Genomic DNA, 13,751 nt, shown 5'->3' with positions numbered 1-13,751 from the left:
GGGATGCGGAAGGCGCTTGAGGGATGGTATCCGAAAACGGCCGAGGAGCTCGCCAACATCTGGGAGCACGCGCTCTTCGTACCCGACGCGAATATCTTGCTGCACTGCGTGCGGCACCCGAAAGCGGTGCGCGAGGAGTTGCTTCGGCTCTTCGGAGTCCTGCAACCGTCCCTTTGGGTGCCCTATCAGGTGGCGTTGGAGTTTCATCGAAACCGGCTCGACGTCGAGCGTTCCGGGGTGGACGCCTATGATCAAATCCTCCGGGACTACGAGAAGACGATCCGGCAGGCTCGCGACCAACTGAGACAGTTCAGGGCGCACCCCACGATAGACATCGAGCGCGAGGTCTCGGCGCTCGACGTCCAGCTGGCGGATTTCAAAGATAGGATCGATGCCGCGCGGAACGCACACCCCGAGGCGGAGATCGGGACGGTGGTTGACCGCCTGACGGAGCTCTTGGAGGATCGTGTCGGAGAGCGCTGGCCGGACACGGAACTCGGGAAGATCAAGAAAGAGGGAGAGACCCGATACGCGGCCAAAGTTCCCCCTGGATACCTCGACGCGAAGAAGGATGGTGACGAGTACCGCAAGTACGGAGACCTGATCATATGGAAAGACATGATCGAGAAGGCGAAAGCCGAGAAAAGACCGATCATTTTCATATCCGATGACGTCAAGGAGGATTGGTGGTGGATCCATAAGGGCAAAAAGCTTGGACCGCGGCCGGAACTGGTCGAAGAGTTCAAACGGGAAAGCGATCAGGATTTTCACATCTACGAATTTGGGAATTTCATACGGATCGCCGCCGAACATCATACGGAGATACAGAAAGATCTCGACGCGGTGGAACAAAGTCTGAGGCAAGACAGTGAAGCCAAGGAACGCCTCTCCAAGAGTGAATCTGAACGAAATCGCGTTGAGCAGTTGGCGGGATTGGAGGACGAGCGCGACGAGCTAATTGCATTGTTGTCTGGTGCTCCCGATCGAAGTGCGCCGCGTAGTCCGATATCTGACCGAGCGTCAGTTCGGCTGCGACTCAAGGAAATCGACAGGCAGCTTGGGTTGCTTGGCGATCATACCTCGGATCCATAGGATTTTTGCAGTTAAGATCCATGTTTCAGGGGCGCACTGAAACCTAGAAATGTTGATTTGCACTCAGAACTGAGCCGGTTAGGCGGATAATTTTCACTGAGAACTGAGCCATGTGAACCTTTCCCCAAAGCGTTGAGCGGCGGGGGCAACGGAGTGATCCACATGGGACTATTGAACATCATCCGACGGATGCATTTGCGGCAGAAGTTGTCGATCCGCGAGATCGCGCGCCTGACAGGCGCGTCGCGGAATACCGTGACCAAGCATCTGGCGGCGAACACCATTGAGCCAAAATTTGCGACACCGGAGCGGCAAAGTAAGCTTGACCCCTTCGCCGAGAAGCTGGCGGGTTGGCTGAAGACCGAGGCCGGGAAGTCACGCAAGCAGCGGCGCACAGTGAAGCAACTGCATGCCGATCTCGTGGCGCTTGGCTTCACCGGCTCTTATGCCCGGGTCGCAGCGTTTGCGCGACGGTGGCGGGCAGATAGGCAGCGCGAACAGCAGACGACGGGGCGCGGGACCTTTGTGCCGCTGCATTTTGACCCCGGCGATGCCTTCCAGTTCGACTGGAGCGAGGACTTCGCTGTCCTGGGCGGCGAGCGCACAAAGCTGCAGATGGCGCATATCAAGCTGGCGCACAGCCGTGCCTTTTTGCTGCGCGCCTATCAGTTGCAAACCCACGAGATGCTGTTCGATGCCCATTGGCACGGCTTCCGCGTTTTTGGGGGCATCCCTGGCCGAGGCATCTACGATAACATGAAGACGGCGGTGGATCGTGTCGGTCGCGGCAAGGAGCGGCAGATCAACATGCGCTTCCTTGCCATGACGAACCACTATGTCTATGAGCCGGAGTTCTGCAATCCGGCAGCGGGCTGGGAGAAGGGCCAGGTCGAGAAGAACGTTCGGGATTCCCGACATCAGATGCTGCAAGCGATGCCGGACTTCCCTGACCTCACCGCGCTGAATGCCTGGCTGGAACAGCGTTGCCTCGAGCTGTGGCAGCAGACCCCGCATGGCAAACAGCCTGGCACGATCGCCGATGTCTGGGCTGAAGAGCAGGCCGCGCTGATGCCGCTGCCGGTTGCCTTTGACGGCTTCATTGAGCTGAGCAAGCGTGTCTCGCCCACGTGCCTGATCAGCTTCGAGCGCAATCGCTATAGCGTTCCGGCGTCATTTGCGAACCGTCCTGTCAGCTTGCGGATCTATCCGGACCGGTTGGTGGTGGCGGCCGAGGGTAATGTCTTGTGCCAACATGCCCGTGTGATCCAGCGCAGTCACCACCTGCCGCCGCGGACGATTTATGACTGGCGGCATTATCTTGCGGTCGTTCAACGCAAGCCCGGAGCCCTTCGGAATGGTGCGCCGTTCCTCGAATTGCCTCACGCCTTCAGACAGTTGCAGGATCACATGCTGCGCAAACCCGGTGGCGATCGGGAAATGGTCGATATCCTCGCCCTCGTTCTGCAGCATGACGAACAGGCTGTGCTGACCGCGGTGGAGCTGGCACTGACCGAGGGCGTGCCGACCAAGACCCATGTCCTGAACCTGCTGCACCGGCTGGTCGACGGCAAGGTGATCGGTGGGCCACCGCTGGACACGCCGCAAGCGCTGGCTCTGCACCGCGAACCCAAGGCCAATGTCGCACGTTACGACGGCCTGCGCAGCCAGAACGCCGGAGGCCACCATGCGTCATGATCCAGCTGCCGGCGCCATCGTCATCATGCTGCGCAGCCTCAAAATGTATGGCATTGCCCAAGCCGTCACGGACCTGATCGAGCAGGGCGCACCGGCCTTTGAAGCTGCAATCCCGATGCTGTCGCAACTGCTGAAGGCCGAATTGGCCGAGCGCGAGGTGCGCACCATCGCCTATCACATGAAGTCAGCGTTCGTCGGGCAAACAGTCCCCCGGACTGTTTGCTGATCCTCCTCACCCCGGCCTACAAGGACCTCTCGGGCTTTGACTTCGCCGCCAGCGAGATCAACGAGGCGACCGTCAGAACGCTGCACCGCTGCGAGTTCATGGATGGCGCCCAGAATGTCGTCCTGATTGGCGGGCCGGGCACCGGCAAGACCCATGTTGCCACCGCCCTCGGCATACAGGCGATCGAACACCACCGCCGCAAGGTCCGCTTCTTCTCCACGATAGAACTGGTCAACGCCCTCGAACAGGAAAAGGCCAAAGGCAAAGCAGGCCAGATCGCGGAAGCCTTGACTAAGCTCGATCTCGTGATCCTTGACGAATTGGGCTACCTCCCGTTCAGCGCGTCTGGTGGGGCCTTGCTGTTCCATCTGCTTAGCAAGCTTTACGAACGCACCAGCGTGGTGATCACCACCAACCTCAGCTTCAGCGAATGGGCTACGGTCTTTGGTGATGCCAAGATGACCACGGCTTTGCTCGACCGTCTTACCCACCGCTGTCACATCCTGGAGACCGGAAACGACAGCTTCCGATTCAAGGCAAGTTCAGCTGCGGCATCCGCAGCAAAGAGAAAGAAGGAGACAACACAGATCTTGACCCCAGCATGAACCAAAAACCATAATCAGAGGTGGCTCAATTCTCGGTGAAAAAACCGGCTCAGTTCTGAGTGCAAATCAACACCCTTGTCTTTCAATGCATCTCTGAACCAGTCGGCATCGTAACCCCGGTCACCCAGCAGCCATTCTGCCGCTGGCAGGCTGCCCAACAGAGCTGCCGCACCGGTGTAGTCGCTGACCTGACCTGCACTCATGAAGAACCGGATCGGACGACCTTTGGCGTCCGTCACTGCGTGCAGCTTGGTGTTCAACCCGCCCTTCGTGCGGCCGATCAAGCGGCCCCGCTGGTCGCCAGACCCCTTTTTTCACCCGCAGGCTGGAGGCCGTGCGGTGCGCCTTCAGATAGGTGGCGTCGATCATCACTGTCTTCGGAGTGGCCGCCTCGGAGGCCAGGCCTTCCATCATGCGCGCGAAGACGCCCTTGTCGCCCCATCGCTTCCAACGGTTGTAGAGGGTCTTCGGCGGGCCATATTCCTTAGGCGCATCACACCACCGCAAGCCATTACGATTGATGAAGATTATTCCGCTGAGAACACGCCGGTCATCGACGCGCGGCTTGCCATGGCTCTTGGGAAAGAAGGGTTGCAGGCGCGCCATCTGAGCGTCTGTCAGCCAGAAAAGGTTGCTCATTGATCATCTCCTTGCGGAGCCTGAATCACGCCGTAAGCGGAAAATCAATGGGTCCTGACCCTAGCGAACGGCGGGAAGCGGTCGTTCGCAGCGAATGCGAACCGATCAGACCTGCATGGTCAAAGCAGACACATAGGGAATAGCTTTCTGAGCATTCAATAACTACAGTTACTGGGGTTAGTGCGCCGAAGTGGATTAGAGTGGCGCACGCTATACGCAAGTGTGCTTCTACTATTCGTAGCGTCCTTGTTAATTTGGCACCAAATAGGGCGATGTAATGTCTGATAGTCCGAAACGTATATTTGTGTCCATCGCAGTCTCTAAGCCCGACGGCGGCCTCAGTGCGCTGCCGGGGGTGATCAAGGCATCTGAGCGGATGGCAGCTTGGGCCGAAGCCAACGAGTACATCCCCTTGCTGATTAACGATAAGGTTTTCCCAGAAGTCACAACAGAATTGCTGCGCAATGAAATTTCGAAGGTAATTGAGGAAGTTACCAGTCGAGCAGTACTGCGTCGGTTAGTCATCTTTTTCGCGGGTCATGGTGCTGCCCTTGGCATCGACGACCAGAGTTGGATGCTTAGCAACTGGGATAAGCGTCCAACCGAAGCCGTGAAGGTTTCTTCATTGCAGCGCATGCTTGAATACTATGGCCCAGAACAAGTGACAATTATTGGCGATGCGTGCCAAGAATTCTCGGCCAAGTTTATCGAGGTCGTCGGTAGTCCCGTTCTCGACAAGCCCGACGAAGAGCGTCGGGATTACGAACTCGATCGCTTTTTTCCAGTCGACGCAGGCAGCCAAGCCTTCATGATAAAAGCGAGTGGCCAGGAAGACGCTTTTTGTCTTTTCACCGAGGTAATGCTTGACGCATTGGAAGGCGATGCCCCCGAGAAATACTTCGAGACGATCGATGGCAGTCGCCACGTGACAAGTCAGACGCTGGCAATGTATCTGAAAGACAATCTGGCAATTGAAGCAGGCAAGTACGGCGTGCGTATGGACCCACGCCCGCGCCCAGGATTCTACACCGATCGAATTTACTACTCATTACCGGAACCCAGCATGGCAGCTAGCTCAAAGCCACCAAGAGCGCGCGGATTAGCTAGGGACCGTCTCATTCAATCCACCGATCTTGACGAGGGTCGTTCACCAGTCGGCAGAACTGTGCCTAGAGTAATGCTAACTGCCCGGTCCGAGCAAACCCTTGTAGGCAGTCTTGCCGAAGCGCTTGAGGACAAGCGTCTTGAAAATGAGCGCGACTATGCGGCGGCGGCCGATGCCGACGTTCGCGATCATTTCGAGACTGGTTGCGGTATTTGTTTTACTGGCGCCGCAATCAGCGAAGTCCGCGTTTCACGGGGATCGCTCACGCGAGACTTTTTACCTCCGAACTGGTATCGTCTTAAACTCAGCAACGACCTCGATCCATTATTGTGGGCGGACACTGTTGTTGAGCTCGCCGACGGAAATTTTTCTTCTGCTTGCATCGTTCAGAACTTTATCACTGCTATGCATGTTTTCGAGAACGGCAGCACGAATGTACTGCATCGAAAACTTTTTGCACCCGTAGATGAGGGTCGAGACATTATTGCACTGCTCGGCAGGATGCAGGCTGGGTTGCTCACCGAAGGCGAGATCGTTGATGCCGCTGCGTTTCTGCGATGGGGAAAACATGAGGTAATAACAGTGGGCGCGGTCGCCTCACAGTTCTACGATTCAATACGCGATACCGAGAGTTTACGCTCCATTGCGGCATTCTATGCGCAAAACAGTCAACCTATCCCGCTCGACATCGTTTTGTTCGGCGGAGGGCGTCTGTTTTTCAGGGATGGTGTTCTATACGCCGACGTTCCTGCCACGCCCGAGAGGGAAGCTCGTTCGGAAGTTGAGCGCGAGCGAAACTATACTTTCAGAGCTACCAAAGAAGTCGTTAATCACCCAGTTGCGGGACGGGTCCCTTGGATGCGTCAGGCATGGGGAGCCATTGAAACCGCTGATTGCCACGAAAGCGCAGAAGAATGGCGCGCGCTAGCGTTGTCTGCACTGCCTTACCTTGGCGCGGGACCATTTAGCTTGGTGAAGCGGGAAGGGCGAGACGCACTACTCGCGCTTGCCGGCATAGCCAGCAGCAGAAAAAACATTCTTTCATTCGAAGCCACCGAATGATCGATCCACTTGGAGGACTACACTATGCGGATGATATTCGTTCACGGAATTTCGCAGGAGGGCAAAAGCGAGAAGGGTATTCTAGATGAATGGCTGGCACCATTGCGCGCGACTTTGGCCAAGCAAAGTAACGATCCGCTTGGCCGTCTAAGCCGAATCGAGGCGGTATTTTATGGAGACTTGCTTGCTTCAAACAGTTCGCCTTGGCTAAAATCGGAGACCCTCGCGATGGGTGCTGAAGCGGCGAGCGATGATTTTGATGAATTTGCCGTTGATGCACTGGAGGAAATGGCAACCACAATTGGAGTCACTAGAAGGGAGATCGAGGCCGAGGCAGCGGAAACCACCGTGCCAATGGGTAGTGGGCCACACAAAAAATGGCTTAAGGCAATTGTTAGAACCATCGAGAAAGTCTCACCTCTCAAGGGAACAATTGCCTTGCGGGTGCTTGGGCAGGCCCACGCATACATTCGAAATCAACATGTACACGATTTGGTCAACGAAAAGGTTCGCCCAATATTTGAAGATGATGAGCCTGCAATTATTGTTTCGCATTCGCTAGGAACAATTGTCTCATACGCGCTGTTGAGAGAGTTTGCTCGGAACGGTAGACCGCGGCAATCGCCACTTTGGCTTACGCTGGGATCACCACTCGGAATCGACGTGGTTCGAAAAAGTTTTGCTAAGCCACGAGTCCGCCCCGCCGATATCTCGAGATGGGTAAACGCAGCTGATCCTGAGGATTTTGTAGCCTTGCGTCCTGTCCTCGCTGTAGCAGACTTTGGTCCTGATATAGAAAACTTCTCTGACGTTGAGAATGGGCCGGAAAATCCACATAGCATTGCAGGCTATTTGAGCGACGAGCGTATTGCAAAGGCAATCATTGAAGCTATCCTGTAGCTGAGCGAGGTCACTCGGTGCCTGTTGCATTACCCTATGCTAAACTTCGTTAAGTAAATAGCATAGGTGGATCACCACGCCGTTTATGGACTGTACGCACATACCCGCTCCACTGATCAAGCAATCGACGACATTCGTCACTGGTGATGAAGGAAGAGGAAGCTTCGAGACTGAACTCTGGCAAATATAGACCGGTCACACCCTTTTCGAGCACCCCCTCCGCGAGGACGCCCTCTTCACGCAGGATCAGGATGGGTAGGCCGAGTTGGAAGGCCATTGCGGGCTCGATCTGGCAGTAAGGGCTGGTGAACCAAATGTCGCTCGAAGGTTCCTCAGTTCGGCCTGCGGTATCCGCACCAAGATGCTTTGTTGCTGATGTCACGTGGGTGCGGCGGAATGCTATGGAGACCAACCCGCAGCAATGAGTAAGAATTCGGCGAATACCTATTAAGGGGGCGTCGTAGTCATAGCTACTACCAGGGCCTAACGTATGGGGGTCGAACCCACGATTGCTCAACTCCCTTTTCAATTCATCCACGAACTGAATCTGCGCTTCGAGATGCGGCGTTGGTCGACTTAAAAATACAGGTACTTTCATCCGCTCTCCGAGGTGTCTGGCCGCGACATAAAGATTTCTGCTTTCTCATACCTTATATTGGTTTCCTTGAAAACCATCAGTTTGATAAGATTTGTGCGACGGCGGGAATGTACTGCTGTACTTGCTCGCGATCGCTTTCCTTTTCATCATCACTTAGCTTTTCAAAGGGAGTTTGTATCTGCTTCTCCCACCTCGCGACGAGATCGGGTGGTAGCATAAGCGACCCGTCCGCAAGCTTTGTGCCCTCGCTATGCAGATAGTTTTGCCAGTGGGCCCATCGTTGATGTTCGACCGCCGCGAGCATATCAATGCTTTCAACAAGTTGTTGCTCTATGTCTTCCTTCTTCATCTAAGTAGTTTCTCAGCCACTAGGTCACGGTAGTGCCGTCCGAGAACGGTCAGCTCGCATGACCTCGATTCCATTGCGGCATCATACATATGTGTCGTACCTACAGGCCTAACCAAGTTCACTTTAACGTAATTCTGAAGCACGCCAAAAATTGCGGTATTGGTCGGGTTAGGAGGTGGGATACTCCGATTAGCAAGCTCTTCGCTGGAACGTTTAGGTTCGAACGAAGGATCGAGTTGGAAACGATAGTCAGGAGTCGCGAAATGCGTGGCGAGTTGCTTCAGTTCATCTCGAGCGATCGGCGGCTTCGCCCTGCGAAGGGAGATAAATCTCCTCACATTCGTCTTGAAAAGCGGGCGCTGACCAAAATTGCCGAGCGATTGGTCAATGTGGGCGTAAACGCTTCCTGGCGTCACATCTCCGGTGAGATTGGCTGCTGCGCCATTCAGTGCGTCAAGAAATAACGAAGTGAACACGCCCGCACCCCCCTTACCTCGAAAGAAGACTGCTTCGCGGTAGATGCGGTAAGAACGGTCATGCCTTCTTTTATCTCAGCGACGTCGTCCACTCCGTCCCGGTTACCGGCAAGCCCACTGTGGCAACTGTCCAAGATTACGACCTTGTTTATTGCGGGAGATTTAGTCGCCATCCTCATGATGTCAGCCAAAAGAACACCGTCGTCTCCAGCTTTGCATTCACTACCGCACAGATAGCCGCTTGACTCGTCATCCAAGTCTCCGTGGCCAGCGAAGTAGAAGAGCGCAACCTCACTTTGATCCTCAAACAACTCACGTGCCGCATCCTTGATATCGGCCTTCGATATGGCCGTCGCTGCGCCATCCGCAACCATCAAGTGGGGCTTTAGAAAGTTCGACGTCCCATCATAATGCTCCTCTAGAATGCTAGCGACAGATTGTGCATCATTCACGCACCCACTGAGAATTGGAAGGTGATCGTAGTGATTAATCCCGATGACCACTGCCTTGCGCGTTGACATTGATTAACCTGACTAAAGGGAATCGATGAAGTCAGAGATGTTTTTGTCGGTCCAGGTGTAGGTGGCGACACCGGCAACGTTGGTACGGTCGTCTGTATAGGCATAAATGCCTCGGATAGGTTTGCCTTCTTCCATAGCGCACTCAATTTCCCACTTTTGGCCGCTTGAGTTCAACGAATTCTTACTGACCAACGCAATTACGCCATGAGACCGTTTAATTCGTGTCCGCACCCGGTCCTTCCATTCCTTGTCGTATGGTTGCTTTACCGACATATCGATGAACTCGTACGGTGCTCGTGGAGACAGTGACTGGCCCTTAAGGAAATCTCGCTGACGCTCGTCATCGATTGCAAATGCGATGAATATGACTTTTTTGTCTGCCACTAAACTACCTCCACTAAAGTGTTAACATCCTGCAGTAGATTAACAGTATCAGACTAAAGCGCAAGCGTGTACGAAGGTCAACTTTGGCCGCTTTAACCGCAAGTTATCTTCGGTCGTCGTAAAGCCTTCTCGGCGATGGTGCTGGTGACCGAAGGGCCGGCCGCGTCGATGCGCTGGCGCGCGGCCCATTGGCACTCTGACAAGGGTTGGGCTTGGACTGCCCCGCCCGGTGATCCCGGGCGGGGCGGTCTGCTGTCAGTCGCCGTTGCGGCGGGTGTTGGGGCGCGACCAGATGAGGTTGAAGGTCTCTTCGCCGCCTTCGACTACCGTGTCATCGAAAAGATTGGCGTAGATCGGCGCAGTGAAGCTCGGGTCGTCGAGCTTGAGGCTCAGGTAGTCGCGGCCCTCGGTAGAGCGCTTGGACCAGGCGGCGCCGATCTCGGCACGGCCGACAAAGACGCGGTGGGAGGGGGCATTGCCGTTCCCCGTGGTGTCTTCGGGCACGACGCGGACGTTCTTCGCCTGCACGCTGAGGGTGACGATTTCTCCGACGTATTCGCTGCCGGTCTTCTTGAAGGTTCCGATTGTGGCCATGTGATGTCTCCTTTTGGCTTGTCCGAGCCCGCGCCCATCGCGGCCTCGATGGCGATCGTCAGGACCGGGGCGATCCGCCGACGCAGCCCTTCAGTGGCCCGCAGCGCCAGCGGAGGACGGCAAGGCCGGTCTTTCTTGTCCCGCGAGGAATGGCGGCTTGTCCGCCAAGGGAAGAAAGTCCGGACGCACCGTTGCGTCCAAGGCGGTCGAGGCGTTAGCCGATCCCGGTCAGATCAGCCGCTGAGAGGCCCGCGAGTGACGTGTGGCGCAAGCTATGGGAGAGAGATCACAGGGTTCCATTGGGCCGCGCAAGACACTGGCAGCGCGCGTCGCGCAAAGACAGGCTTTGGCGTGCAGTCGGAAACAGTGCATGTCCGGGCATAATCCAAGATGCCGGGATTGCCCCGTCCCATCGCGTCTCTATTTGGCTGCCGTGGTGATTGATATGCCGGTACTTCAAGTGCATGCGCGCCGGGGGCCATGTGCCGCGATTTGAGTTTTGGCGACCCGTCCAACCGCGCCGCTCTTGCCTAACCGGTACGATCTGATGAAGTCGAACACAGAGACTTTCTGCCTCGTTTGGCTCCCGTGCACGCACGCGAAGGCGATAGAGGCAGATCGCCCGCTCAGGGCCTTGATGTGCGTTTCAGCGATTTTCCAAAGTGTTGTTTGGAGGTCCGCCTGATATGGCGTTGGCCTCAGACCAGCCGGAGACCCGCGCCCAAGCCGTCCCGCCGACGACGAGCGCGCCTATCCAAGACAGAAGGGTGATGGTCGGGCCGCTGGAGCCGCCAAATTCAGCTAGGCCCTTGGCGGCATGAAACCCGGCGATCCCGGCGGGTACCGCGTAGATCTGGCCGATGGCGAGTTTGAGAGGGACGGACCGGATACGGTCAAAGGCGAATTCTCCGAGAGCCGCGATGAAGCCGCCGATGAAGAGGCCCGCAATGATCGACAGGAAAACGCCTTGGCCCGTTTCATACAGATACATGCCGGACGTCAGCCCAATTGCGAAGGGCAGGGCGTAGACGGCCAGGTTGAACAGGATCCAGCAGAGGGCACCGAGGCCGAACAGCGTGAAGAGGGTGGAGAAAAACATGAGGCACTCCTTTCGAGAACAAGGATCGCGCCGCCACCTCCTCCATTGGCACAAGCAGATCATAGCAGAAAACGAGCCGCCCCGGGAGAGTCCGGGGCGGGCGTCGGCGGAAATCCGGTCATGCCGGTGGGGCGGCTTTCGGCCGGAAGTCGAAGAGGGGAATGCCCATCGTGCGGGCCTTGTCGGCGAGATTTTCGGTGATGCCCGAGCCCGGGAAGACGATGAGCCCGATGGGCAGGGTGTCGAGCAACTGGTCGTTGCGCTTGAAGGGAGCCGACTTGCCGTGCCGCGTCCAGTCGGGTTTGAAGACGATCTGCGTCACGCCGCGGTTGTCGGCCCAGGCGGTGGCGATCCGTTCGGCCCCGCACGGCGCGCCGCCGTGCAACAAGACCATGTCGGCATGTTTCGTGTGGACGCGGTCAAGGGCCGCCCAGATGGCCGTGTGATCGTTGCAGTCAAGCCCGCCGCTGAAGGCGATCTTCGCGCCTTGCGGCAGCAGCGGTTCCAGATCGGCCCGGCGCTTCGCAGTGAGATGATCGCGGCTGTCAATCAGGGACGCAGTTAAGGTACGCCGGTTCACGTGGCTGCCCGTGCGCGGGTGCCAGGTCCGGCCGAGATGGGTCTCGAACAACTCGGCAGCGAGATCGCGCATGGCCTCAAAGGCATTGCGCCGCTCGATGAGCGTGATGCCTTCCGCGATCAGGGTTTCCAGTTCGACCGAGCGAACCTCGGAGCCGTCCTGCTCGCGTTGCGACCGCTTCTGCGCTTGTTCGTTGCTGTCGAGATCCCGGCCTGTCCGCGTCGCCATGCGGTGAAACAGGTTCGTGGTGGACCAGAGGAGGTCTTCGAGGTCGGGTTCCAACCGCGTGTCGGACAGCGTCGAGACGAGCGCGTCGAAAATGTCGGCGACGGCGGTGCGAATGGCGTCGGGCTCCGGCAAGGGGCGGGGATCGGGTTCGTCGGTGAAGGCGCGCCAGCCGTAGAGCTGCAGTTCCTCTAGTACGACGGCGGTGGAGGATCGGGTTTGAAGATGTGTCTCGGTCATGATGTCGTCTCCGTTTGTCGAAGCCCGCGCCTCTCGCGGCCTTCCCGGGCAACGGAAAAGCGGGGGCAGGACGGGTCTGCACCGCCGCTCCGGCGGCGGCCGAAGCAAAGCGGAGGACGGCCATGGCCGTTGCGGGCCCGTCCGGGCTCTGCTCCGTTTTGCCCGCTCTCGGAAGGCCGGAAGGCGTGGCTCTGATCGCGGAGGCGCTGGCCGGCTGCGCCGATTCCGATCAATCGTTGGCGTGGTCGAGGAAGTCCACAGAATCCTGGAGCACCAGTTGCGGACGCAGATGCGCGCGCAATTCGTCGCGGCCAGAGGCTCGCAGATCGTCATTGAAATCGCCGAGACGAGGGGAGAGGTGGATCGCGTCGATCCCGACCTCTCTAGCCCGATACGCCAGTTGGTCTGCGGCGGACAGGCCTGCCGGATCGGCATCGACGGCGATGTAGAGGCGGCGAAGATCGGCGGGCAGTTGCAGGGCTGCGAGATGGTTGGCGGACAGAGCCGCCACCGCAGGCAACTCCGGCAGGGCCAGATGCAGGGAGAGCATGGTCTCCAGCCCTTCGCCTGCGGCCAGCACGCTGACCGGTTTACCGATGCGAACACCATGGCCGAGGAGATTGCCCATCGCCTTGCGCGGTGTACTGACCGGGGCCTTGTCCGTAGTGGTGGGGTCAAGCCAGGTGCGGTGCAGGCCGGTAAGCCGTCCATCGAGGTCCGTCACCTTGGCGAGCAGGGCAGGCCAGGTCTCCGGCGGGTCTGTCAGTGCGTGATCCTCGCGCCAGTAAAAGCAACTTGGGTGAAACCGGAGTCTGTCGAGATGGCCCAGCCCGGTGAGGCCGCGTCCGGCGAGATAGCATTCGGCCAAGGTGCCCGACATCGGGTGGCCCATGGCCCAGAGCCGCCGCGCCGCCTCAGGTGAGCCGCGAGAGGCTGGCCGGCCGGTCACGCGGTACCTGTCCGTCTGCGGCAGGCTGAGAAACCGGCGCGCTTCGTCCAGCGTGTCCCTCAGGGTCGTGATCCCCATGTTCAGGGCGATCAGGTCCAGAAGGTCCCCGTGCTGCCCGGTTGCGGAATCAGTCCACTTGCCAGCCGCACCGGGACCAGAGATCGGACCGGTCAGCCGAACGTAGAGGCTGCGGCCCGGCGTATTCTGCACATCGCCAACGATCCAGTAGCGGCCCTGTTTGCGCCCGTTCATGAGGTAGTGACGGCAGACGGCCTCGGCATCCTCGGCCAGGCGGCGGGCAATGTCGGCGGCGGGGCTGTGCATGCTTTGGGCCTCCTGTCGTGGATAGAAAAAGGGGCCCGCCATTTCTGGCGGACCCCGGCTGCCGGAACTCGGGGGGTGAGTGCCCGGC

General features: G+C 57.9%; 15 protein-coding genes and 1 pseudogene. 6 read left to right on the top strand and 10 right to left on the bottom strand.

The features are described 5' to 3' along the window. Positions 1 to 3 precede the first annotated feature (3 nt). The 3 genes and pseudogenes from OKW52_RS15935 to istB all read left to right on the top strand — a co-directional run bounded on the left by OKW52_RS15935 (position 4) and on the right by istB (position 3,618). Positions 4 to 1,092, top strand: coding sequence for a PIN-like domain-containing protein (locus OKW52_RS15935; protein WP_264506587.1), 1,089 nt, complete (start codon positions 4 to 6; stop codon positions 1,090 to 1,092). 162 nt (positions 1,093 to 1,254) lie between these two features. Beyond that, on the top strand, positions 1,255 to 2,787 hold the full coding sequence (gene istA / locus OKW52_RS15930; protein WP_264506586.1) for an IS21 family transposase: 1,533 nt from the start codon (positions 1,255 to 1,257) through the stop codon (positions 2,785 to 2,787). Further along, positions 2,777 to 3,618, top strand: a pseudogene (gene istB / locus OKW52_RS15925) (IS21-like element helper ATPase IstB). Before istA ends, istB begins: the two are co-directional and overlap by 11 nt. Before the next feature lie 14 nt (positions 3,619 to 3,632). Here the strand turns inward: istB and OKW52_RS15920 are convergent. Both OKW52_RS15920 and OKW52_RS23310 read right to left on the bottom strand, forming a co-directional pair. Then, complete coding sequence (locus tag OKW52_RS15920) at positions 3,633 to 3,833, bottom strand: transposase (protein WP_406622306.1); 201 nt, start codon at positions 3,831 to 3,833, stop codon at positions 3,633 to 3,635. After that, positions 3,739 to 4,257, bottom strand: coding sequence for an IS5 family transposase (locus tag OKW52_RS23310; RefSeq protein WP_406622275.1), 519 nt, complete (start codon positions 4,255 to 4,257; stop codon positions 3,739 to 3,741). Before OKW52_RS23310 ends, OKW52_RS15920 begins: the two co-directional genes overlap by 95 nt. Positions 4,258 to 4,534: 277 nt before the next feature. On the opposite strand from OKW52_RS23310, the gene OKW52_RS15910 reads away from it, so the two are divergent. Then, the gene (locus OKW52_RS15910; RefSeq protein WP_264506584.1) at positions 4,535 to 6,424 is read left to right on the top strand and encodes a hypothetical protein; all 1,890 of its coding nucleotides are present in this window, start codon (positions 4,535 to 4,537) and stop codon (positions 6,422 to 6,424) included. 24 nt (positions 6,425 to 6,448) lie between these two features. Continuing rightward, a complete protein-coding gene (locus OKW52_RS15905; protein WP_264506583.1) occupies positions 6,449 to 7,324 on the top strand; it encodes a hypothetical protein in 876 nt (291 codons plus the stop codon). 49 nt (positions 7,325 to 7,373) lie between these two features. Here the strand turns inward: OKW52_RS15905 and OKW52_RS15900 are convergent, their stop codons facing one another. Then, entirely contained in the window at positions 7,374 to 7,922 is a 549-nt protein-coding gene (locus tag OKW52_RS15900) for a hypothetical protein (protein WP_264506582.1), read from the bottom strand. A 76-nt stretch (positions 7,923 to 7,998) separates the two neighbouring features. Then, positions 7,999 to 8,271 (bottom strand): hypothetical protein, encoded by a 273-nt coding sequence (locus OKW52_RS15895; protein ID WP_264506581.1) that lies wholly within the window; start codon positions 8,269 to 8,271, stop codon positions 7,999 to 8,001. Positions 8,272 to 8,534: 263 nt separating this feature from the next. Here OKW52_RS15895 and OKW52_RS15890 point away from each other — a divergent pair, with 263 nt between their 5' ends. Then, positions 8,535 to 8,735 (top strand): hypothetical protein, encoded by a 201-nt coding sequence (locus OKW52_RS15890; RefSeq protein WP_264506580.1) that lies wholly within the window; start codon positions 8,535 to 8,537, stop codon positions 8,733 to 8,735. Here the strand turns inward: OKW52_RS15890 and OKW52_RS15885 are convergent. The 6 genes from OKW52_RS15885 to OKW52_RS15860 all read right to left on the bottom strand — a co-directional run bounded on the left by OKW52_RS15885 (position 8,717) and on the right by OKW52_RS15860 (position 13,663). Continuing rightward, entirely contained in the window at positions 8,717 to 9,268 is a 552-nt protein-coding gene (locus OKW52_RS15885; RefSeq protein WP_264506579.1) for a caspase family protein, read from the bottom strand. The two genes, OKW52_RS15890 and OKW52_RS15885, sit on opposite strands and share 19 nt — an antisense overlap. Positions 9,269 to 9,280: 12 nt before the next feature. Then, a complete protein-coding gene (locus OKW52_RS15880) occupies positions 9,281 to 9,652 on the bottom strand; it encodes a TIR domain-containing protein (RefSeq protein WP_264506578.1) in 372 nt (123 codons plus the stop codon). Positions 9,653 to 9,907: 255 nt separating this feature from the next. Then, positions 9,908 to 10,246, bottom strand: coding sequence for a DUF736 domain-containing protein (locus tag OKW52_RS15875; protein ID WP_264506577.1), 339 nt, complete (start codon positions 10,244 to 10,246; stop codon positions 9,908 to 9,910). A gap of 646 nt (positions 10,247 to 10,892) precedes the next feature. Further along, positions 10,893 to 11,345 carry a hypothetical protein gene (locus OKW52_RS15870; RefSeq protein ID WP_264506576.1) on the bottom strand — a complete coding sequence of 151 codons (453 nt, stop codon included), beginning with the start codon at positions 11,343 to 11,345 and terminating at the stop codon, positions 10,893 to 10,895. Positions 11,346 to 11,463: 118 nt separating this feature from the next. Next, positions 11,464 to 12,390: a DUF2493 domain-containing protein gene (locus OKW52_RS15865; protein WP_264506575.1), complete on the bottom strand. Its 927-nt coding sequence runs from the start codon at positions 12,388 to 12,390 to the stop codon at positions 11,464 to 11,466. A gap of 229 nt (positions 12,391 to 12,619) precedes the next feature. Further along, entirely contained in the window at positions 12,620 to 13,663 is a 1,044-nt protein-coding gene (locus OKW52_RS15860) for a toprim domain-containing protein (protein WP_264506574.1), read from the bottom strand. Positions 13,664 to 13,751: the final 88 nt, after the last annotated feature.

Source organism: Pararhodobacter zhoushanensis, from assembly GCF_025949695.1.
In the GTDB taxonomy this organism is placed as follows: domain Bacteria; phylum Pseudomonadota; class Alphaproteobacteria; order Rhodobacterales; family Rhodobacteraceae; genus Pararhodobacter; species Pararhodobacter zhoushanensis_A.
The sequence above is the reverse complement of the archived record's forward strand: the minus strand, read 5'-3'. Positions and strand labels throughout refer to the sequence as shown.

Excerpts from the sequence above, each read along its gene's own strand:
- OKW52_RS15860 (WP_264506574.1), bottom strand. The coding sequence starts at position 13,663 with ATGCACAGCCCCGCCGCCGACATTGCCCGCCGCCTGGCCGAGGATGCC.
- OKW52_RS15895 (WP_264506581.1), bottom strand. The coding sequence starts at position 8,271 with ATGAAGAAGGAAGACATAGAGCAACAACTTGTTGAAAGCATTGATATG.
- OKW52_RS15900 (WP_264506582.1), bottom strand. The coding sequence starts at position 7,922 with ATGAAAGTACCTGTATTTTTAAGTCGACCAACGCCGCATCTCGAAGCG.
- OKW52_RS15870 (WP_264506576.1), bottom strand. The coding sequence starts at position 11,345 with ATGTTTTTCTCCACCCTCTTCACGCTGTTCGGCCTCGGTGCCCTCTGC.
- OKW52_RS23310 (WP_406622275.1), bottom strand. The coding sequence starts at position 4,257 with ATGAGCAACCTTTTCTGGCTGACAGACGCTCAGATGGCGCGCCTGCAA.
- OKW52_RS15885 (WP_264506579.1), bottom strand. The coding sequence starts at position 9,268 with ATGTCAACGCGCAAGGCAGTGGTCATCGGGATTAATCACTACGATCAC.
- OKW52_RS15875 (WP_264506577.1), bottom strand. The coding sequence starts at position 10,246 with ATGGCCACAATCGGAACCTTCAAGAAGACCGGCAGCGAATACGTCGGA.
- OKW52_RS15865 (WP_264506575.1), bottom strand. The coding sequence starts at position 12,390 with ATGACCGAGACACATCTTCAAACCCGATCCTCCACCGCCGTCGTACTA.
- OKW52_RS15905 (WP_264506583.1), top strand. The coding sequence starts at position 6,449 with ATGCGGATGATATTCGTTCACGGAATTTCGCAGGAGGGCAAAAGCGAG.
- istA (WP_264506586.1), top strand. The coding sequence starts at position 1,255 with ATGGGACTATTGAACATCATCCGACGGATGCATTTGCGGCAGAAGTTG.
- OKW52_RS15935 (WP_264506587.1), top strand. The coding sequence starts at position 4 with ATGCGGAAGGCGCTTGAGGGATGGTATCCGAAAACGGCCGAGGAGCTC.
- OKW52_RS15910 (WP_264506584.1), top strand. The coding sequence starts at position 4,535 with ATGTCTGATAGTCCGAAACGTATATTTGTGTCCATCGCAGTCTCTAAG.
- OKW52_RS15890 (WP_264506580.1), top strand. The coding sequence starts at position 8,535 with ATGCGTGGCGAGTTGCTTCAGTTCATCTCGAGCGATCGGCGGCTTCGC.